Origin of the sequence: Bacillus altaicus, from assembly GCF_042136375.2 — a bacterium.
Taxonomy (GTDB): Bacteria; Bacillota; Bacilli; order Bacillales; family Bacillaceae_G; genus Bacillus_A; species Bacillus_A cereus_U.
Map to the genome: position 1 here is coordinate 2,897,977 of NZ_CM143394.1, position 20,493 is coordinate 2,918,469.

Here is a 20,493-nt window from a genome sequence, read left to right on the forward strand (position 1 = left end):
TTTCATCATAATGATTTTTATTATTTTCCAGTTGTTACAATCAGATTATTTTATTTATTTCGATATTTTTAGTACATTAAAATTATTAAGGGGGATTATTAATGAAAGCTATTGTACATCAACATAAAAAAGGATTAGAAGGTTTAGAATATAAATTATCACCTGAGATAACTCCTAACATTGGAGAGGTTAAAGTGAAATTAAAAGCAGCAGGTTTAAATCATCGTGATTTATTTATAATGAATAATAGAAAAGAAATGGAACTACCATTAGTTTTAGGGTCTGATGGTGCAGGTATTGTTATAGAACTAGGAGAAGGAGTTTCAAATATTTCACTACATACCGAGGTTATTATTAACCCTAGTATTGGATGGAATAATACTCATGAAATACCAGAGTTACCTGAAGTGCTAGGTGGACCAGCAGATGGAACGTTTGCCGAATATGTTATTGTGCCGGCTGAAAATGTAGTGAAAAAGCCATCCTATCTTACGTGGGAAGAAGCTGGCGTTTTATCTTTATCGGCATTAACTGCATATAGAGCGCTTTTTACAAAAGGTAGATTAAAACCTGAAGAACATGTCCTAATTCCGGGAATCGGCGGTGGTGTAGCTACTTATGCTATGTTATTTGCTAAAGCAATTGGAGCAAAGGTGAGTGTTACTTCAAGGATAGAGGGCAAAAGAAAGGCTGCTGAAAAATATGGTGCAGACTTTTCTTTTAATAGTTCTGGTAATTGGGAAGAGTGCCTAAATGGAGAAAAAGTGGATTTAATTATAGATAGTATAGGTCCGGCGACTTTCTTAAAATATTTTGATATATTAAAACCAAATGGAAGAATCGTTAACTTTGGTGCAAGTTCAGGAGATAAAATTGAATTACCGTTACGAGCATTATTTTATAATCAAATTGATATTATGGGAACATCAATGGGGAGCAGTGAAGAGTTTAATGCGATGATTCATTTTATAGAGGAACATAATATTAAACCAATCATTGATAAAGTATATCCATTAGAAGAAGCAATTCAAGCTTTAAATCGAATGCAGCAAGGAGAACAATTCGGTAATATTGCCCTTCGTATGGAATGAAAATATGATTTCAGAGAAATTATATTTAAATGAACATGTTAAGTATTATATTCATGCATAGAGTGTTTACCATACTATTTAAAATGTTTTACAACCTTTATACATACTTAGCTCTTGTAAATAGTTACACGATTGTCAAATGAATAGTAATAAAATGAGAATTAGATGAGAAAAGTTTAAGCCCATTTTCATATTGATGTTGTATACTGTGTAAATCAAGAACACTTGTATCTTTATTTAAAGTACAATGAGTAATAATAAGAAGAGAGTAATATGAATTACACAGTATTTCAATGGATTAATAACTTTGCTGGATCATCCAAGCTATTAGATACGCTAATGATCGCTATTACAAATAGTGCTGCATATGTAGCTATTCTATTTATGCTTATCCTATGGTTCAATAATGGAAAGAAAGAGAATGCAATTAGAAAACAATATACAGTGTTATATACGACACTTTCAGTTAGTATTGCATTATTAGTAAATGTTCTTATACATGCGGTATATTACCATCCGCGTCCTTTTATAACACATCATGTAAATCAATTAGTACCGCATGCAGCAGATTCATCATTTGTAAGTGATCATTCTGTACTCGTATTTTCGATTGCTTTCGTATTTATTCTAAGAGGAGAAAAACTTAAATATATCGCGTTAATATGGGCAATATTAGTCGGTGTATCACGCATGTACGTAGGCGTTCATTATCCTCTAGATATACTTGGTGCTGCGTTCTTAACATTTATTACAAGTGGATTAGTAATGCAAAGTGCACGTATATTTGAGCCGTTAGCAAAATTTATTTTCAAAATGTATGCACTAGTAGCAAAACGAGTTCCTTTTTTAGCGAAATATAACCATATAGCTTAATCTTAAGAACTTACAAAAAGTAGGTTCTTTTTTGAATATTCTTAAATTTCACTTACCGTATTTTATATTAAAAATACAAAATTAATAAAAAACAAATAGCAACAGAACTGGTTTTCTTATTGTTATAGAGGAATTAGTAAAAAAACTTCGAAAAATATAGTATCTACTATATTAAAGAACATATTTAGTAGCGCATCTTTGCATTAATACATTGGAAAAGAAAGGAGATAAGTATGCATAAACTTCAAACGAATAAAGGCGCTCGATATATGATGATTGCTTTTATTGTTTTGTTTCTTACTATGCTTTTACGTATATTTTATATTCAAGCAGTAGGAGTCGTGCATAATGTTAATGTAAAAGATCTTGCGAAGGAACAACAAAATAAAAATGGAGTTTTAGAGGCAAATCGCGGGACAATTTATGATCAAAACGGGAAAGTATTAGTCCAAGACTCAACGACATATCGCATCGTTGTAAACTTAAAAGGAAAAGATAAATTAAAAGATAAAGAAGATACTGCACAACGTTTAGCAGATGCGCTTGAAGTTGATAAAGAGGAGATCATGAAAAATTTTCATGAAGGACGTACACAAGTTGAAATTGGTAAAATTGGACGTAACTTATCTAGAGAAGCGAAGGAAGAAATTAATAATTTGAAAATACCAGGTGTATCGTTTACAACAGAAAAAGCTAGAGTATACCCAAATGAAGACTTCGCCTCGTATATACTTGGTTTTGCAAGACCAGATGATAAAGGTAATGCGGAGGGGAAGTTTGGGCTTGAAGAAAGTTTGGATAAATATTTACGCTCTACAAACGGAAATGTAGAATATGTAGGTTCACGAAGAGGTATCCCACTTACAAATGATATAGGAAAAATAGAACCTGCTAAAAATGGAAATAACGTATATCTTACGCTTGATAAACAAATTAATAGTTTTTTAGAAGATGCGATGAACAAAGCGGAGCAACACTATGATCCTTCTATGTTAGTAGGAATCATTGCAGATCCAAAAACAGGTAAAGTTTTAGCAATGTCTAGTAAGCCTAGTTATAATCCTAATAAGGGAGACATTGAATATTTTTTAAATGATCCAATTGCGAACGCATTCGAACCAGGGTCTACAATGAAAGTTTTTACATTAGCTGCTGCAATTAATGAAGGTATATATAACGGGAAAGAATATTTCCAATCAGGAAAATACACAGTTGGTTCAGCAGAAATTAAAGATCATAATGGCGGATATGGATGGGGCTCAATTACATTTGATGAAGGGTTTGAACGGTCATCTAACGTTGCTTTTTCTATTTTAGAAGACCAGTTACTGAAACCAAATAAATTCAAGCAATATATGAATAAATTTGGTTTCAATCAAAAAACAGGGATAGATTTGCCTGGAGAAAGTAAAAATACATTATTGTTAAATACTCAAATTCAACAAGTTACTACTTCTTTCGGCCAAGGCTCAACTGTAACTCCTATTCAAATCGTACAAGCGGCCACAGCTATAGCAAATGATGGGAAAATGATGCAACCTTATATTGTTGATAAGGTTGTAAATCCAACAAATAAACAAGTTATTATGGAAAATCAACCTAAAGAAATAGGGAATCCGATTAAAAAAGAAACTGCAGATAAGGTAAGGAACTTAATGGAGCGGGTTATTACTTCATCAAAAGGAACGGGAACGATGTATAAAATTGATGGTTATCCGATTGGTGGTAAAACAGGGACAGCGCAAATTCCGAATCCTGAAAATGGACGATATATGGAAGGGAAAGATAATTATATTTTTTCATTCTTGGGAATGGCTCCAATTGATGATCCGCAATTAGTCGTATATTTAGCCATTAAGCAACCTAAATTAAAGGGGAATGAATACGGTGCTCAGCCTCTTGCTGAAATTTTTAAACCAGTTATGAAAAATAGTCTAGAATATTTAAAAGTGAAACCATATACAGAAAAACAAATGGCAGATGCAACAAAGCAATCTGAAATAAAAGTACAAAATTATGTAAATCAAACGATGGATACTGTAAAAAACATTGCAGAAAAAGAGAAATTTCAGCCGGTATTATTAGGAGAAGGAAAGATAATAAAACAATATCCACAAACTGGCGAGGTAATGAGTGAAGGAGATCGCATATTTCTATTAGGAAGTAATGTGAAAATGCCTAACCTAAAAGGTTGGTCAATGCGTGATGTTATGTATTTCTCTAAGTTGCTGAAATTAGATGTAAAAACAACAGGTACAGGGTATGTAACGAGTCAAAGCATTGAAAAGGGACAATATATACAAGAAGGTGATACTTTAAAACTAGATTTGGAACCGCCTCTAGAACCATTAGCAGAAGCGAGTACAAATTAATATCGAATTTTGTAAGAGCCTATAGTATAATAGGCTCTTTTTGTTAGAGTTACAAGCAATTTCACGCACCGTATTCTTTTAATAAATAAAAAATCAAGTTACAAAATTATAAAGGATGTTCACTTTCTTAAAAAAACTGATTATTCTTTTTAATTATTTACAATATACAACCTATATGATAATATGGATAAAATTACATGCGATGATGAGAAGAGTAAATAAAATGAATTTTTCACAGAGAGCTCTATTTAGCTGAAAAGGAGCAAAAATTCTTTATTGAATCAAGCCTCTGAGCAGCACATCGGAACCTTTAATAAGGGGGTGGTGTGACGGGAGCTCCCGTTATAGAGCTAAGGTATAAGCATTTTTAAATGCAGTACTTGATAAGTTTAATATGGCGACATATTAATAAACTAGGGTGGCACCGCGATGATAAATCTCGTCCCTAAGACTTTAAGTCTTGGGGGTGGGATTTTTTTTATTGGTTTAAAACAATTTAGAAAGCGGGTGTCTAAAGTGAAAAAATCACTTAAAGATTGGGAATATCCTTTATTACTACTGTCCGGAGTCGGTATTGCAAATTTAGGTGCATGGATTTACTTAATAGCACTTAATGTACTTGTCTATAATATGGGCGGCTCAGCTTTAGCGGTTGCTGCTTTATATGTGATTAAACCATTAGCTGCTTTATTTACAAACGCTTGGTCGGGAAGTATGATAGATCGTTTAAACAAACGGAAGTTAATGATTCACCTTGATATATACCGCGCAGTATTTATCGTCATTTTACCTTTGCTTCCATCTCTTTGGATTATCTATCTTTTAGTATTCTTTATTAACATGGCTAGTGCGATTTATGAGCCAACTGCTATGACATATATGACGAAATTAATTCCAGTAGAGCAAAGACAACGTTTCAACTCACTACGTAGTTTAATAGGATCTGGTGTATTTTTAATTGGTCCAGCGGTAGCGGGGATATTATTAATAATTGGCACACCAGAGTTTGCAATATATATGAATGCTATAGCATTTCTGCTATCAGGGTTCATTACATTATTTTTACCTAATCTTGATAAGAAAGACGATTCTAATACATCCAATGATAAATTGTCACTAACTGTATTAAAGAAAGATTGGAACATAGTTTTAAATTTTAGTAAAAAATCTATGTATATTGTTTGTGTTTACTTCTTATTTCAAGGGATGATGGTCTTAGCTACCGCTATTGATTCGCTTGAACTATCGTTTGCAAAAGAAGTTTTATTGTTAACAGATAGTGAGTATGGCTTCCTAGTTAGTATCGCTGGAGCGGGTTTTATTGTAGGAGCCATAACAAATACAATTTTATCAAAAAAATTAGCACCTTCATTTCTAATTGGGATAGGATCATTATTCATTGCAATCGGATATTTGATTTATGCTTTTTCAAGTGAGTTTTTAATAGCTGCTATCGGATTCTTTATTCTATCTTTCTCTATGGCATATGCAAATACAGGATTTTACACATTTTATCAAAATAACGTTCCGGTTCATATGATGGGACGAATCGGGAGTATATACGGGCTCGTTATAGCTGTTTTAACAATTTTTATAACGATTCTGTTCGGCATTGCAACTCAATTCACTTCTATACAAATTGCAGTCATTGTAGGAGTATTGGTAATGCTACTTATTACTATCCTATTATGCGTGTTTACTTTATTACCATCGCAGTCTAAGGTATATTCCGCTGAATCAATAAAATCGAAATAGTTCCCTTGGTTTTTATTTAAAACTTAAGGGGGGTGAATAGGAGGTTTCTTTCCCCTATATATGGAAAAATAATAAGGGGAAAGAACAATACTGATAAACAAGGGTGGTTATTATGATAAAAACAAAAGATCAAATAGAGAAAATTGTAAAAGAAATACATCAGAATATAGATTTTTCTGGGGTAGTCTTAATAAAAAAAGATGACGATATTATCTATGAAAATTCATTTGGATATGCTAACCGAAGTGAATGTATAAACAATACACTACAAACAAGATTTGGAATTGCCTCAGGATGTAAATTATTCACTGCTATCAGTATCTGTCAACTTGTTGAAAGAGGTGTAATTACTTTTCATACAAAGTTAAAAGATTGTCTACATATTAAATTCCCAAACTTTAATGAAGATATTACAGTACATCAACTTTTAACGCATAGTTCGGGTATTCCAGATTATTTTGATGAAAGTATCATGGATAACTTTGAAGATCTTTGGAAACAAACCCCTATGTATCTTTTAAAAAGTTTAAAAGACTTTTTACCATTATTCCAAAACAGTAATATGATGTTTACACCAGGAAATAAGTTTTACTATAACAATGCAGGTTTTATTATACTTGGATTAATTATAGAACAGCAGACAGGACTTGAATTTACGGAATATATAGAAAGAAACATATTTGTTCCAGTTGGCATGAATGATTCAGGCTATTTTTCTTTAGATAATTTACCAAAACATACAGCTCTCGGATATATAAAGGATGTAAATAGTCAAAAATGGAGAACAAATGCATACTCTATACCCATAAAAGGAGGTTCTGATGGTGGTGCTTATATTACTGCACCAGACATGGTGAAATTTTGGGAAGCTCTATTTAACAACGAAATATTAAGCCACGAATATACGAAGTTACTTTTAACTCCTCATATTTTGGTGAATAATAGCCAGTCTTACGGCTATGGAATATGGATTGAGAAAAGACAAGGAAATATTTTTAAATATCATGTAATGGGATATGATCCAGGCGTGAGTTTCCGCTCGGCCGTATACCCGGACTTAGGAATTACATTAGTTATTCCATCAAATAAAGGGACAGGACCCGAAAAATTCATGGTAGAAATAGAAGGAGTTTTTTAATTACATGGATATAAAAATTAGAGCATATAAAAAAGAAGACGAAATAGGCTGGGTACGTTGCCGTTCGTTATCTTTTTTAGATACAGCATATTATGACAATGTACTTAGAGGGAAAGAAAAATATGAAAATCCCGCAAATGAAGGTTTCTCTTTAATGAATTTACAATAATATAAAGATGCATTATTCCGTATGACAAAACCATCCTGCGAAAAGTCCTATAGAATAATTAAGATAAAGGGATGTGTTAGCGATTTGCATATGATTAACGGTAGTTTATTTATTATTTTTGGGGTTATCTGTTATTTATTTGTCCGAAGTATATTAATTGGGTTCAAAAATAAAAAGCATGTGAATTGGTGGAAAGAATTAATTAGTTTTCTATTTGCAGTATACATTTGTATGGTTGTTGCAGTAACCTTATTCCCTTTACCAATCAGGTTTCCTTCTAGTGTTGAAAATCTTAATCGGTCAGTCAATATTATTCCTTTTGCATCAATTATTAAAAATATCGGTCAAATAGGGAGTGCTTATGATGGTGATGTCCTATTTATGATTGGTCTAATCGTAAGAAATGTAGGCGGGAATGTTTTATTATTAATGCCTTTAGGGTTTTTAGCACCACTTATATGGAATAAATTCAAAAAAGTTAAAAATACTATTTTATTAGGTTTTATCATATCGGTTAGTATAGAATTGTTACAATTAATCGAGTCATTAGTTAGTGGATGGGGACGTATTACCGATATTGATGATGTAATCTGTAACGTTCTAGGTTCTATAATTGGATATTCCATTTATAAAATCACTTTAAAATTAGCTGCTACATTTAACATTCAAGTATTAGATAAAACTAACTCTAAAGGTGTAGAATTTATTGATAAATAAAAGTTTAAACCAGTTTAGGAATGTACTAATAAAGCTACTAAAGACGTACGAGTAGAAAGTACGTCTTTTTACTTTTATAAATAATGCTTAAGGCTGATGGGAAATCACATTCCGTATTTTACAAATTAAAGTAGCTATCGTATTTCAAGTATGGTATGAACAGAGGCGAATATAATTTTCAAAGGTAAACAAGTATATAGGAGGACTCTAAATGGATATTCTATTTGTTATTCTACTTGTTATTCTTATAATTGTATTAATGCAAGGTAAGGAATACAAAGTGAATATTAATCGTATTTGGCTCATTCCGGCTTTGCTGTGCTTTGTAACAATCCAGTCCATTATTCATATGGGACAATTAAATATATTGCACGTACTATTATTCGTTGCAATGCTCGGAATTGGATTGGGTCTTGGAGTTATTAGAGGAAAAGCTTTAACATTTCGATTAGATAGTGAAACAGGTCATGTATTACGAAAAGGAAATTGGTTAAGTACAATTATTCTCCTTGTTATTTTAGGTGCAAAGGTTTTGATTAAGCAAAGTATGTTTCCTGGCAGTACTCACCACACATTAATGGTTGTAACGAATGCCTTTTTATGTATCACATTAGGTACCGTAATTAGTAGACGCTATTATATTTGGAAAAAATATAATGAATTAACACAAACAGCGTAAATACATTCGTCCCTTGTTTAACAACGCTGTGAACGGTAATACTAAATAATATTGAACTTTTACAACAAGGGATGATAATATGATATTCATTTACACGGATTTCGGCGGAACGCATACAACCTCGCTAGCTGCAGCTTATCATTTAAATAAATTACCAACTGATCGGAAGTTAACGAAAGAAGAAATTTTAAATGTAGAGTACTTTAATAAATTGAAAACAGAAGATATGGGGAAAATTATTTTTCATGGAAAAGATGAATATGGGAATCCTGTATATACAATTGGCTGCGGGGCATCAAAGGTCGTTGTACCTGCCATGAAGCATTTAGGAGAGATTCTGCAAAAACATTATCAAAACAATGATAAGATTATTTTTTCTAATACATCACCAACAGTTCCATTGCCAATGACTTTAGGCGGTTTGTTTTCTAGAAGATTTCATATTGATTTTATTGGTGTACCGTTACTCGTATGGGGAGCAAAAATTTGCTGTGATAACATCCAGCGGCTTGTCAGTTATACGAAAGAAGCGGGGCGAATGACGAATGATTATGTTGTTATTTTAGATAACGAAACATTTAAGTAATGTAATGTTAAAAGAAGACCGGGAAATTTTGTGGTTTTCTTTTTTTTTTTGATAAATAGACAAAAAACATTCACATTTATTATCCATCTACTATAGCCAAAATAATAAAGTCCTGTTACTATTACAGGGGATATTCTCTTTTCGTAAGATAAATATATAGAAAAGTCAGAAAAGAGGAACAGAATAAGGGAGGAACAACATGAAGCGTGTTGCTTGGTTTACTGATAGTACAACTGCGAGTTTTACAACAGATGGTGATAACTTTGTTATCCCAATTGAAGTTATTATTGATGGAGTGTCTTATAAGGATTGTGAAGAAGGAGTTCATAAACGTCTTTATGAAGCGTTAAATGATGGAAGAACAGTTACTACTTCGCAACCTAACATAGGGGAAATGGTAGAATTATTTACTAAATGCAAAGAAGAATATGAAGAAGGCTTTGCAGTTGCTATTAGCGGAAAAGTAAGTGGGACTTATCAAAATATGAAGCTAGCTGCTGATATGGCAGGTTTCCCTTTAACTGTATTAGATAGTGAAACGACAAGTTATCCAATGGATGAACTTTTGAGAAAAGCTAAAACGTTATACAATGATGGTATGACTTTACAAGATATACATAAAACATTAGTAGATGAAAAAAGAAGGCCCTTTTATGTATTTCCAAAAAGCTTAAAAGGTTTATATGCAAGTGGTCGTGTAAAGGGAGTTCAATTTTTACTTGGAAGTTTATTAAGTGTCAACTTAATCTTAGAAGTAAAAGGCGGAGAACTTTTACTTGAAAAGAAAGTGCGTAAAATCCAAAAATGTAGAGACTACATTAAAAATGAGCTTGAAAAAGAATTACCAAAAGTACTTCATATGTTCTATGCTAACGATAAAGATGGAGCTGAAGAATGGATTTCAGATATTAAACAAGCATTCCCTGAAATGGATTTCAAGCTTTATCCATTGCCAATTTCATTTGCTGTACATGCAGGTGAAGGAACAATAGCAATTAGTTATTAAGAGTAAAACCCGTGAATAATTCGCGGGTTTTTTATTTTTTTCTATAACAAATATAAAGTATTCATTGAATCTACCCCATACTAAAGATAATTATATATAGATAGATAAAAGGATTTTCTATGATTAGAAAAGAAGTATTTATAAACAAATATTAAAATGGTAGTGATATTATGAAAATCGGTAAATTTGGAGAAAAAAATAATTTAAGTATAGATACGATTAGACATTATATGGATCTCGGGCTAATTATCCCCGAAAAGAAGGGGGGCCATTATTTTTTTGATGAGTATTGTCAAAAAGATATAGAGCTTATATTAGAGTACAAATGGCTAGGATTTAGTTTGAATGAAATTAAAGAACTTTTTCTTTATAAAAGTTTAGCAAAATCTATGAATTACGAAAAAGATACTTTTTACCAATCTTTATTTAAATTGAAATATGAAAAGATGGAACATGAAATAAAAATTTTAAAGGAAAGAAGAGATAAATTGAAGGCAGCGTTAAATGATTTATCTATAACAACGGAGATTTCTAATTCAATTTTAGGGATAGATTTAAGGGTACTTAATTTTCTTACATGTTTTAAGTGTAGCGGAAATTTAATTCTTCAAGATGGAATTATTAATAGCAATCAAATTATGGAGGGGAAATTAACTTGTAATTGCGGCGAAGAGTATGTTATTACTTCAGGGATTTTAATAGCAGGTAAATCGTTTGAAACGTCTGACAGGGCTTCTTTTGAAGATCCTATTTCAGATTATATCCATGAAACTGATTCTTCTTATTTGGAGAATATACATAGAGCAGGAGAATGGGCGAAAAAGAAATTAAAACAACTAGATTTAAATGACAAGGTACTGCTTGATATAGGATCGGGTTTTGGATTCTTTTTACGAAATATTTATGAAGAGCTGCCAGAAGATTGCTTATATATTGCTGTTGATCGAGATTTGAATAAACTTCTATTTTTAAAAGATGTAATTGAAAGAAGAAACTCCACAAGAAACATTCTTTTTATTTGCGCTGATTTTTTAAGTATACCTATTCAGAACCATTCTGTTGATATTGTAATTGATCAGTCTGGTACAAGTAATTACAGTTTTGAGAATGAAATCTTTTTGCTGCATGAATTAAATTCCCTTTTAAAACCTGATTGTTATTTATTAAGTTCATTTATTTTATTTAAAAATTTCAGCATAAATAGCCAAATTACAACTAGATTTCGAGATAATTTTACGTCTTCAAAAGTGAAGAGAGAAATCCAAAAGCTACAGTTTAATTCCATAGATGAAAGAACTTCAGAATATATAGAACGAGGAGGAAAATACGAGGATTTCTTTGTTCAAGGAGAAGAAATTTATACATATTCATTTTTCGGAAAAAGATGGGGTTAACCCCATCTTTTTTAATTTTTCTTTTAAAAGTTTTTAATACTAGCATATTGATATTGGGTTGACCCGAGAACTTACACTGTACGTAATACAAAGTTAAGCGGGAGGGAAAAGTTATGGAGAGTTTACGAATACAGTTACAAAATGAAAAAAGCAACCAAGAACTAAAAAATATTTGTCTCTATGTAATTGGGAAAACAATATCAATATTTGGTAGCTCTATTTATAGTTTCGCATTAGGATTATATGTTTTACAAATAACCGGATCAGCATTAAATTTCGCAATTACACTCATTTTAGGAACGATTCCAATGATTGTTATGAATCCATTTGCCGGTGTAATTGCAGATAAAGTTGATAAAAAGAAACTGGTCGTTTGCATGGATTTACTAAGTGGAAGTTTATTAATTGTTACTTATATAGTAAGCAGCAATTATGGATTAAACTTATTCATTATTTATGCTATTACCTTTCTTATGTCGGTATTTACAACATTCTTTGGAATAGGGTTAGAAGCAGCAAAACCAAATATCGTGTCTAAAGAGAGATTAATGAGTATTAACTCTATAAGTAAAATTATCGATTCTGTATCTTTAATTCTCGGTCCTATGTTAGGGGGCATCGTTTTTGCTGTATTAGATATAAAAACTTTTATAATTACAAATGGTATTTCATTTATTCTTTCGGGCATATCCATATTGTTTATTCACTTTAAATTGTTCGAGTACAACATAAATGAGGAATGTTCAAAAAGAGAAATTAATTTTATTAAAGATATAAAAGAGGGGTTTTCTTACTTAATTGAAAGGGAAAGCTTAAAAAATACGTTTCGTATTTTAACTTCACTTAATTTCTTCCTAGGTTTTGCTGTAATCGTTCCATTACCGTACATAATAAACACAGTTCTCAATCTTAGTTCGAAGCAATTTGGCATAATTCATGGGACTTTTCCAGTAGGAATGATAGTTGGTGCAATATTAGTAAAAAAGATAACTGATTGTTTTTCTTATTCCTATCTTTTGAAAAAATCAAGTTTTATGTTGGCAATTTTTATGATAATTTCAGGGATTCCAGTTTTATTCAACAGTATTGAAGTAGATAATTTTGTATACGTTACTATGTATTGCATTATTATGTTCTTTTTAGGACTAATGATAGCACTAATTGATATTCCTTTAACTTATTTCATGCAAAAAGAGATTCCCGATGAATATAGGGGAAGAGTGCTCAGTATTGGATTAAGTATAGGTAAAATGATGCAGCCAATAGCACTGGCATTATCAGGTCTATTATTAAATTATATTCCAGCCTACATGCTTCCAATTGCAGGAGGGATAGTATTTCTTATTTTGAATAAGGCTTACTCAAATAAGTTGAATTTAGAAATTCATTCAACAGATTATAGTGTTTAACGTAACTAAATGATATTGTTAAATGTTTAAAAAGCACAGGATCATTATCCTGTGCTTTTCTATCGTAATTCAGCTGTCTTTCTAATAACAATCTTATCAATATCATCTTCTTCATCACCAATAAATAACCCGCGCTCTTTTAAATATGTTTCGAAGTATAAATCTGCTTCTGCACGTTCATCATATGGTTTTACAGATAGAACGAAACCTAATTTATTTTGCTCCTCTAAATGAGAAGTGGAGATGTAAGCCGGTACATTGTGGCGTAAAAAGAGCTCTTTAACCGGAATAATCATATCTTTCATTAATTTCGTTAACATACCCATTTCAAACTCAAAATTAAAGCGATCTATACTAGATAAATCCGCGAATACTACACCAATAAAACCTGTATTAAATACTTCTTGATATTCTACTTCTTCGTTACCGTAAAAATTCTTTTCGATTAAATAATTTATAAAGTAAGCAAACCCATCACTTTGTTCAAACGGTTTTGTTGAAAGAACAAAGCCGATTTTCTTTTGTTTATGTAAATACACACATGACATGTATGCGGAGATATTATGTTCTTTAAATAATGCACTCGTTGCCCCAGATAGACCATCTAGTACGTGATGAACAATTTGAAGTTTTTTACGAGCGAAATAATAGGATTTCTTTTGTAACTCCAATGTATCAATAAAGACAGAGCCGATAAAGCCTGTATTTGAAATAATAGGTGTTTGCTTTTTTCTTCCTCTGCGCTTTGCTTGAGCCATTGTTAAAATCATCCCTTCATGTACAAATAAATCAAAAAGAACGTTTGTTCGTATATTTATATTTTACTATTAAAACGCTCTAAAGTAAAGGGTTTTTGATGAAAAAACAATAAAAAAGACACCTATAAAAGGTGTCTTAAACGCTGTAGGGAATAGGTTCATCCCGATTATTTATATTATGATACAGAAACAATCTCTTCTGTATCTTCTACATCTAAATGACAGTCCATAGTACGAACATCTTGATCTTCATGACTTCCGAAATAAATAGTAATTTTCATATGTATCGCTCCTTTATTCTAGGAATACCTAAAATAATTACTAGTAATGTTAATATTTATTATATACCACTTTTTTCATTCCGACAATGTTATATCATTTTTAATTCTTATTATGCTACATCGTGTGATATAAAGGGGTTAAAAAGGGGGATATCATTGATTAAGTGAAATTTCTTATATGTTATATTTAATATAGGAGTTATTAAATTATTACTTTCTATGAAAGGAGCACGATTGATGAATTATCAAAAGTTACTTATAGATAATTTTACATATAAAACTACGTATGTTGCTCGACATGTGCAAGGAATGAGTGTAAAGAAAACGAAGGATTATATTGCCGTTAACTGTGGTTTACCTACAGATACATTTAATATTATTACTTTATTAAACAACAACTTAACGGAAGGAAACGAGGAATTATGTGCGGAGATAGAATACTTTAATCAAAAAGGGTTCCCCATGAGTGTTTGGTGTTGGGATGCAAAGCGAGAGAATACACTTAAGAACGAGTTACTAAAACTTAGATTAATAGAAGCAGAAAATAATATTGCAATGGTTGCAGATTTACAAACAATTCTTCCTACAATAGACATACCAGCAGGTTTTACAATACAAAAAGCAACTTCGCCGGTACAAATACAAAAATTTGGCGAAACATTAGCGGCTTTATTCGGTACATCAGCGGAAGGCTCTAATGTTCGATCATACTATAATCAAATTTCTTCTTTAGATTTATGGAATAGCGATGACATGAAACTATACTTAGGTCTTTATAAAGGTGAGGTAGTATCTGTTGGCTCTTTAGTATGTACGAAAGATAGTGTCGGTATTTATGATATTGCGACTAAAGAAGAAATGAGAGGACAAGGATTCGGCTCTACTATGTTTAATTTCTTACTGCAAGAAGCTAAACAACTAAAAAATACGTATTGCGTATTACAAGCTTCACCTGATGGAATAAATATTTATAAAAAATCCGGCTTTCAAGTTGTAGGACAAATGACTGTTTTTGAAAATCGGCATTTATTTGAGTAAATCATCCAAGTCAAATTGTTTTAAATATAGGAGTTAACATACCGTTATGAAAAAAACATCTATAATTACAATCATTTGTTTCTTCACAGTAATAAGCATCTTTGTTTTTCAACAAGTAAATGAACATAATTATATAAAAGCTACTAATCAATCAAATCATATAAAAAACATTGCGCATAGAGGTGCTTCTGCATATGCACCAGAACATACAATAGTGGCTTATACATTAGGACAACAATTAAAAGGTGACTATATAGAAGTAGATCTCCAAATGACAAAAGATGGACATTTAATAGCTATGCATGATGAAACATTAAACCGTACAACAAACGGTATGGGATTAGTTAAAGAACATACATTAGAAGAAATAAAGAAACTAAATGCAGGATCTTTTTTCAATAAAAAGAATTCCAATTTAGCAAAGGAAGAATTTGAAGGTGCTAAAGTTCCAACACTAGAAGAAATTATTGAAACGTTTGGACATAATGCTAACTATTATATCGAAACAAAATCGCCAGATGAATATCCTAGAATGGAAGAAAAACTATTAGAAATTATTAATCACTACCAAATAAATGATAAAGTTATTATTCAATCATTTAGTGAAGAAAGTCTGCGAAAGATTCATAATTTAAATGCCAATATACCGCTAGTACAATTATTATCATATAAAAAAGCAGTTCAATTAACAGAATCAGAAATAGAAAAGTATAAAACATACTGCATAGGTCTTGGTATGAATTACAAATATATTGATGCAGCCTACGTAAAAAAAATAAAGAATTATGGATTAGAAGTTCATCCATTTACAGTAGATAATGAAAAAGATATGAAAAAGTTAATTTCTTGGGGCGTCGACGGGATGTTTACTAATTATCCAGATCGTTTGGATACACTTATGCCTTAAAGAAACAGAAATAAAAGGAATCCAAAAGCTTGGATTCCTTTTATTTTTCTTCCATTCCATGTCCTTAGTGCAAAAACAAAATATTCAATTCACTACATATAATATCAAAATAAATTAGAAATTAACCAAAATGCAATTAATTTTTCCTTTGTTTTTTATATTTTTTTGATACACTGACTACGAGAGGAATACCGATTAACGTCGGTAAAAACCAAAACCATATAGGCGGCAGTAAATTAATAATGGGAATATGAATTCCGATGTTTACTAAAAGTGCGGTAACGGCACCGATATAGGAGCCTAACATACCTCTAATATGGTGATGAATCCAATTTTTCCAACGCTTTTTTCCTGCAAGATAGCCATAAATCGCAAATGAATAAGAGAAAATTGCTACATAAAATAAATATGCGATTTTATCCCAGTTTATAATGGACAATATAATTGCAGTAAGAGTTATTACAACATAGGATGCATGATATATTTCGCCCCATTCTGTATGCTTTCCTTTCTTCTTTTGAGCAAGCATAGCTACAATTCCCGTAATTAAACATATGGTTCCAAATAATATGTGAATGGTCAAAAGAATATTGAAAATGCTCATAATAATTCCTCCTTTTTATTTTTATAGTATTGCAGTATAGGAGAAAAGTTGAATAACATTGTTAGTTCGACTTAATATATTGAAATAAGGGTATCTTTTGTGCAAGCGCTAAAGATTGACGGTGATTCTTATAAAGAACTCATTTTATTAGGACACGAGATGAGATTGTGGTAAATAAGATATAACAAAAATCCTCTTTACATTAAAGAGGATTTTTGTTATTCCATCAACTCACTAATCAATTCACTTAATATATAAATACCTTGAGTAAATTGTTCAGGGGAAGCATAGCCATACGATAAACGAATGTACTGATCTGATTTCTCTTCATAAATTCGTCCCGGATTTAAAAGAATTCCCTTTGATAATGCTTCTGAAAACAGTTTTTTCATCGGAATGTTAGGTATCACCCTTAGCCATATAAAAAATCCGCCGCTAAGAATATCCCACGTGGCAATATCTGCACAATACTTATTTAAGGCTTGTATCATTATTCGTCTTCGCTCTTTTAGGTGAATCCTTACGTTTGCTACGTGCTCCTCATAAAAACCTTTGATTAACCATTCTGCAGCAACTCTTTGAGATAAAGAACTTGATCCATAGTCATATAGAAGTTACTTTGAGTATTATATATTTAGGTGTGTTCCCGACAGTACTTCCATATATTACATTAGCATATATTACATCTCATTCCAGTGCTTCTGAAGCAACAAGTTCTTTATATTTAACACCAGTAGCTGCATGTATTATCGCTTGGATATGGTTAGGTGAGGTGCCAACTTTTGTTTCGATAGTTGGAGGGGTAATTACTATATTAGGGGTTATAATTACTCATTTAACATTTAAAAAAGATAATTATAAACAAATCGAGAGCGGAAAATATCTATAATAAATAGCATTAGAATTAGATGAAAAAGAATTTATTCGAGACTTTATAAAAATAATGCTATAAGGTGCTGTCGAAAAAGGGAATCATTTCACTCCGTTGAATATAAAAGATAAATTCTTTTTTAAAGGAGCTTAAAATAGTGAACGTCCAATTAAAAATTGTTACGAGAGAAAATTGGGAAGACGCATTGAAATTACAAGTTAAAGAAAATCAAATGCAATTTGTTCCGGCAGTGGCAGTATCACTTGCTAAAGTATACATAAAACCAGATGGTGAAAATGTCGAATATGTTCCATTCGCTATATATGATGGCGACCTTATAGTTGGTTTTATTATGCACGCTTATGTACGAGAATCAACAGATATGTATTGGATTAACGGATTTATCGTTGATGAAAAAGAGCAAGGAAAAGGATATGGAAAAGCAGCATTAAAGGAAATCATTAACTTAATTAAAAATAACTTTAAAGAGTGTGAGGAAATTAGATTAACTGTCCATAAAGATAATATTTCTGCAAAAAAACTATATAAATATTATGGTTTTAAACCATTAGGAAATGTATACGACGGTGAGGAAATATATCGCTTATTGTTGTTGAAATAAAGATGTACTGTTTTGAATAGAGTTATATCTTGTATTTATGGTGAAAAAGAAAAGAACATCTAGAATTGAAAGATCGATTAAGAAACTGCTTAGAAACAATAAGTTGTTCTGTTTTAGATCCAAATTGCGGAGAAGTGGTGTTACTAAGTTATATAAATTATTGCAAGCAGAATTCACACAATTATTTAAACATTTTATTATAAAACAGTATTTATATATACTTAAACTATCATTAATAAAAACATCATGGGAGGAACTAATATGAAAGAAAGTAATAAAAAGGAGTTGTCACTAGAGCAACGCGAAGAATTACTACAAACATTGAAAGATCGTTTTGAGAATCATATGAACCGCCATAACGACCTAGAATGGACTAATGTTCAAGAAAAGCTGGATGCTAATACTGAAAAATTGTGGTCACTCAATGAAATGGAAAGAACTGGTGGCGAACCTGATGTTGTTGATTTTGATAAAGAAAAAGGCGAATACATTTTTTATGATTGTTCAGCAGAAAGTCCTAAAGGTCGTAGAAGTGTTTGTTATGACCTTGAAGCGCTAGAATCAAGAAAGAAACATAAACCAGAAAATAACGCTATTGATATGGCAACTGCTATGGGCATTGAACTATTAACGGAAGAAGAATATCGCACGTTGCAAAATCTCGGAAATTTCGATTTGAAGACATCGAGTTGGGTGCAAACACCTTCTGACATTAGAGAACTTGGCGGTGCCCTTTTTTGCGATTATCGCTTTGGACACGTCTTTGTGTATCACAATGGGGCAGAATCTTACTATGCCGCAAGAGGCTTTCGTGGTTCGTTAAGAGTCTAAAATTTGTACAGGCAGGTAAATTTGAAATAGAGAATAGATTTGCTTAGGGAAAAGTAGTGATTGCATACTTTAGCTACGGCTTCGATTTTGAGGCCGCAAAGAATAGGGCTAATCAAACCTTATTGTAAAAGAATGAATCAACTAAAAATATTAAGAGTATGTTTTGATAATTTTTTTCATAAACATACTCTTTTTTAGAATCATTTATCAAAATTATTAGTTTTAATTAAATTGTAAACGAAAACATGTAAAATGTTCTCTTGCAGTTATTAATAATGTTCATCCATATGAAACACCTATGATTTATATTATCTCGCTTTTAAATGACAATTTTCGAGCAAGTATAAAGTGAATGATTAGGAGGAATACAAAATGAAAAGTAAATTCCATCATATTGTACGAGCTATCATGATAAAAGATGAAAAATTACTAGTTGCTGAATACATAGGACATCACTATTTTTTACCTGGTGGCCATGTTGAAATTGGGGAATCAGCAGAAAATGCACTAATAAGAGAGTTACGAGAAGAACTTGGAGTTACTTGCAGTATAAAACAATTTTTAGGCGTCATAGAAAATAAATGGCAAGCCAAAGAAACCCTTCACCATGAAATTAACCACATTTTTTAAATAGATTCAAATGAGTTAAAATCAGATTTTACTCCAATATCTAAAGAGTCCCATTTAGCATTTCACTGGATTGATTTTAATAAAGAAAATATAAACTCCTATACAATAATGCCAACACCTTCCGTAAAAGAATTACTAGAAAGAAAATTAAGTGATGAACTATTAACTTGCTGGATTAGTAACTTTTAATTGTCTTTATTTATATTAATTACGTCCACTAAAAGAATATAAAGAAAATAGGCTCATAAACAAGGTACATCACCTAGTGTAAAGTCATATTTTGTTGATGTACGCATTTAGTCTATAGCCTTATTTCTACTTTATTTTTAAAAGTAAATAAACTTAAAGATATGGACGGAATTTACATTTATAAATGGAGGGTTTCATAATGAATGATTTTCAACAAGAACTACAAGCATTAAACCTTAATGCTTATCAACCTGGTAATGTTGTTTATTGGGATCAGCAACAAAATCAATATCCATATTACTACATTCAAGACGATGCACGTCGTTGTGGCGGATGCGGTGGCGGCGGACGTTGTGGCGGTTGTGGTGGTCGCTGTGGTGGTTGTGGCGGCGGACGTTGCGGCGGTTGTGTAGGTTGTGTAGGCTGCGTTGGTTGTTTCAGCTGTTCTAATTGCTGGAGCTGGTGGATTATTTAAGTACTATAGATCAATAATATTTCACATGAAAGAAAAGTGCCGATGCAAAGTTATAATGTATTGAAACTTTTCTTTCATGCTGTCATTTTTATATGTTT

The 20,493-nt window shown here is 31.5% G+C and carries 19 protein-coding genes, 4 pseudogenes and 1 other annotated feature; of the genes and pseudogenes, 20 read left to right on the forward strand and 3 right to left on the reverse strand.

Features of this window, described 5'->3' with window-relative positions:
* Positions 1–101 precede the first annotated feature (101 nt).
* The 12 genes from ACE38F_RS15180 to ACE38F_RS15235 all read left to right on the forward strand — a co-directional run bounded on the left by ACE38F_RS15180 (position 102) and on the right by ACE38F_RS15235 (position 13,189).
* Positions 102–1,091: a zinc-binding dehydrogenase gene (locus ACE38F_RS15180; RefSeq protein ID WP_375369034.1), complete on the forward strand. Its 990-nt coding sequence runs from the start codon at positions 102–104 to the stop codon at positions 1,089–1,091.
* A gap of 273 nt (positions 1,092–1,364) precedes the next feature.
* Positions 1,365–1,964 (forward strand): undecaprenyl-diphosphatase, encoded by a 600-nt coding sequence (locus ACE38F_RS15185; RefSeq protein ID WP_375369035.1) that lies wholly within the window; start codon positions 1,365–1,367, stop codon positions 1,962–1,964.
* A 233-nt stretch (positions 1,965–2,197) separates the two neighbouring features.
* Positions 2,198–4,336, forward strand: a complete 2,139-nt coding sequence (locus tag ACE38F_RS15190; RefSeq protein WP_375369036.1) for a penicillin-binding protein — start codon at positions 2,198–2,200, stop codon at positions 4,334–4,336.
* A 193-nt stretch (positions 4,337–4,529) separates the two neighbouring features.
* Positions 4,530–4,786: a binding site (T-box leader), on the forward strand.
* A 66-nt stretch (positions 4,787–4,852) separates the two neighbouring features.
* The gene (locus tag ACE38F_RS15195; RefSeq protein ID WP_033711063.1) at positions 4,853–6,091 is read left to right on the forward strand and encodes an MFS transporter; all 1,239 of its coding nucleotides are present in this window, start codon (positions 4,853–4,855) and stop codon (positions 6,089–6,091) included.
* Between the two features lie 112 nt (positions 6,092–6,203).
* Positions 6,204–7,229 carry a serine hydrolase domain-containing protein gene (locus ACE38F_RS15200; RefSeq protein WP_002161601.1) on the forward strand — a complete coding sequence of 342 codons (1,026 nt, stop codon included), beginning with the start codon at positions 6,204–6,206 and terminating at the stop codon, positions 7,227–7,229.
* Between the two features lie 4 nt (positions 7,230–7,233).
* A complete protein-coding gene (locus ACE38F_RS15205; protein WP_002161602.1) occupies positions 7,234–7,398 on the forward strand; it encodes a hypothetical protein in 165 nt (54 codons plus the stop codon).
* Positions 7,399–7,482: 84 nt separating this feature from the next.
* On the forward strand, positions 7,483–8,115 hold the full coding sequence (locus ACE38F_RS15210; RefSeq protein WP_375369038.1) for a VanZ family protein: 633 nt from the start codon (positions 7,483–7,485) through the stop codon (positions 8,113–8,115).
* A 211-nt stretch (positions 8,116–8,326) separates the two neighbouring features.
* Complete coding sequence (locus tag ACE38F_RS15215) at positions 8,327–8,794, forward strand: DUF1453 family protein (protein WP_131230168.1); 468 nt, start codon at positions 8,327–8,329, stop codon at positions 8,792–8,794.
* A gap of 79 nt (positions 8,795–8,873) precedes the next feature.
* Positions 8,874–9,380 carry a DUF3189 family protein gene (locus ACE38F_RS15220; RefSeq protein ID WP_375369040.1) on the forward strand — a complete coding sequence of 169 codons (507 nt, stop codon included), beginning with the start codon at positions 8,874–8,876 and terminating at the stop codon, positions 9,378–9,380.
* A 199-nt stretch (positions 9,381–9,579) separates the two neighbouring features.
* Positions 9,580–10,386: a DegV family protein gene (locus ACE38F_RS15225; RefSeq protein WP_002110177.1), complete on the forward strand. Its 807-nt coding sequence runs from the start codon at positions 9,580–9,582 to the stop codon at positions 10,384–10,386.
* A gap of 170 nt (positions 10,387–10,556) precedes the next feature.
* Complete coding sequence (locus ACE38F_RS15230; protein ID WP_375369041.1) at positions 10,557–11,780, forward strand: methyltransferase domain-containing protein; 1,224 nt, start codon at positions 10,557–10,559, stop codon at positions 11,778–11,780.
* 113 nt (positions 11,781–11,893) lie between these two features.
* The gene (locus ACE38F_RS15235) at positions 11,894–13,189 is read left to right on the forward strand and encodes an MFS transporter (protein WP_375369042.1); all 1,296 of its coding nucleotides are present in this window, start codon (positions 11,894–11,896) and stop codon (positions 13,187–13,189) included.
* A 59-nt stretch (positions 13,190–13,248) separates the two neighbouring features.
* Here the strand turns inward: ACE38F_RS15235 and ACE38F_RS15240 are convergent, their stop codons facing one another.
* Complete coding sequence (locus ACE38F_RS15240) at positions 13,249–13,947, reverse strand: hypothetical protein (RefSeq protein ID WP_016104985.1); 699 nt, start codon at positions 13,945–13,947, stop codon at positions 13,249–13,251.
* 518 nt (positions 13,948–14,465) lie between these two features.
* Here ACE38F_RS15240 and ACE38F_RS15245 point away from each other — a divergent pair.
* Together ACE38F_RS15245 and ACE38F_RS15250 are read left to right on the forward strand one after the other, a co-directional pair.
* The gene (locus ACE38F_RS15245) at positions 14,466–15,266 is read left to right on the forward strand and encodes a GNAT family N-acetyltransferase (RefSeq protein ID WP_375369043.1); all 801 of its coding nucleotides are present in this window, start codon (positions 14,466–14,468) and stop codon (positions 15,264–15,266) included.
* A 46-nt stretch (positions 15,267–15,312) separates the two neighbouring features.
* Positions 15,313–16,173, forward strand: a complete 861-nt coding sequence (locus ACE38F_RS15250) for a glycerophosphodiester phosphodiesterase (RefSeq protein ID WP_375369044.1) — start codon at positions 15,313–15,315, stop codon at positions 16,171–16,173.
* A gap of 136 nt (positions 16,174–16,309) precedes the next feature.
* Here ACE38F_RS15250 and ACE38F_RS15255 read toward each other — a convergent pair whose 3' ends face one another.
* Positions 16,310–16,777, reverse strand: coding sequence for a DUF2306 domain-containing protein (locus ACE38F_RS15255; RefSeq protein WP_002161613.1), 468 nt, complete (start codon positions 16,775–16,777; stop codon positions 16,310–16,312).
* 96 nt (positions 16,778–16,873) lie between these two features.
* Here ACE38F_RS15255 and ACE38F_RS15260 point away from each other — a divergent pair.
* Positions 16,874–16,951, forward strand: a pseudogene (locus tag ACE38F_RS15260) (DUF4269 domain-containing protein); the annotation flags it as partial.
* A 44-nt stretch (positions 16,952–16,995) separates the two neighbouring features.
* Here the strand turns inward: ACE38F_RS15260 and ACE38F_RS15265 are convergent.
* Positions 16,996–17,382 (reverse strand): annotated as a pseudogene (locus ACE38F_RS15265) (aminotransferase class I/II-fold pyridoxal phosphate-dependent enzyme); the annotation flags it as partial.
* A gap of 2 nt (positions 17,383–17,384) precedes the next feature.
* Between ACE38F_RS15265 and ACE38F_RS15270 the strand changes: the two are divergent.
* The 5 genes and pseudogenes from ACE38F_RS15270 to ACE38F_RS15290 form a co-directional block, all read left to right on the forward strand.
* Positions 17,385–17,666: pseudogene (locus ACE38F_RS15270) on the forward strand (EamA family transporter); the annotation flags it as partial.
* 139 nt (positions 17,667–17,805) lie between these two features.
* A complete protein-coding gene (locus ACE38F_RS15275) occupies positions 17,806–18,270 on the forward strand; it encodes a GNAT family N-acetyltransferase (protein WP_002161616.1) in 465 nt (154 codons plus the stop codon).
* Between the two features lie 261 nt (positions 18,271–18,531).
* Entirely contained in the window at positions 18,532–19,101 is a 570-nt protein-coding gene (locus tag ACE38F_RS15280) for a DUF4256 domain-containing protein (protein WP_207621875.1), read from the forward strand.
* A gap of 372 nt (positions 19,102–19,473) precedes the next feature.
* Positions 19,474–19,920, forward strand: a pseudogene (locus ACE38F_RS15285) (NUDIX domain-containing protein).
* Positions 19,921–20,119: 199 nt separating this feature from the next.
* Positions 20,120–20,395: a heterocycloanthracin/sonorensin family bacteriocin gene (locus ACE38F_RS15290; protein WP_002110163.1), complete on the forward strand. Its 276-nt coding sequence runs from the start codon at positions 20,120–20,122 to the stop codon at positions 20,393–20,395.
* Positions 20,396–20,493 lie beyond the last annotated feature (98 nt).

Coding starts and splice junctions, on each gene's coding strand:
- ACE38F_RS15180 (WP_375369034.1), top strand. CDS start 102: ATGAAAGCTATTGTACATCAACATAAAAAAGGATTAGAAGGTTTAGAA.
- ACE38F_RS15185 (WP_375369035.1), top strand. CDS start 1,365: ATGAATTACACAGTATTTCAATGGATTAATAACTTTGCTGGATCATCC.
- ACE38F_RS15190 (WP_375369036.1), top strand. CDS start 2,198: ATGCATAAACTTCAAACGAATAAAGGCGCTCGATATATGATGATTGCT.
- ACE38F_RS15200 (WP_002161601.1), top strand. CDS start 6,204: ATGATAAAAACAAAAGATCAAATAGAGAAAATTGTAAAAGAAATACAT.
- ACE38F_RS15205 (WP_002161602.1), top strand. CDS start 7,234: ATGGATATAAAAATTAGAGCATATAAAAAAGAAGACGAAATAGGCTGG.
- ACE38F_RS15215 (WP_131230168.1), top strand. CDS start 8,327: ATGGATATTCTATTTGTTATTCTACTTGTTATTCTTATAATTGTATTA.
- ACE38F_RS15220 (WP_375369040.1), top strand. CDS start 8,874: ATGATATTCATTTACACGGATTTCGGCGGAACGCATACAACCTCGCTA.
- ACE38F_RS15225 (WP_002110177.1), top strand. CDS start 9,580: ATGAAGCGTGTTGCTTGGTTTACTGATAGTACAACTGCGAGTTTTACA.
- ACE38F_RS15230 (WP_375369041.1), top strand. CDS start 10,557: ATGAAAATCGGTAAATTTGGAGAAAAAAATAATTTAAGTATAGATACG.
- ACE38F_RS15235 (WP_375369042.1), top strand. CDS start 11,894: ATGGAGAGTTTACGAATACAGTTACAAAATGAAAAAAGCAACCAAGAA.
- ACE38F_RS15240 (WP_016104985.1), bottom strand. CDS start 13,947: ATGGCTCAAGCAAAGCGCAGAGGAAGAAAAAAGCAAACACCTATTATT.
- ACE38F_RS15245 (WP_375369043.1), top strand. CDS start 14,466: ATGAATTATCAAAAGTTACTTATAGATAATTTTACATATAAAACTACG.
- ACE38F_RS15250 (WP_375369044.1), top strand. CDS start 15,313: ATGAAAAAAACATCTATAATTACAATCATTTGTTTCTTCACAGTAATA.
- ACE38F_RS15255 (WP_002161613.1), bottom strand. CDS start 16,777: ATGAGCATTTTCAATATTCTTTTGACCATTCACATATTATTTGGAACC.
- ACE38F_RS15280 (WP_207621875.1), top strand. CDS start 18,532: ATGAAAGAAAGTAATAAAAAGGAGTTGTCACTAGAGCAACGCGAAGAA.
- ACE38F_RS15290 (WP_002110163.1), top strand. CDS start 20,120: ATGAATGATTTTCAACAAGAACTACAAGCATTAAACCTTAATGCTTAT.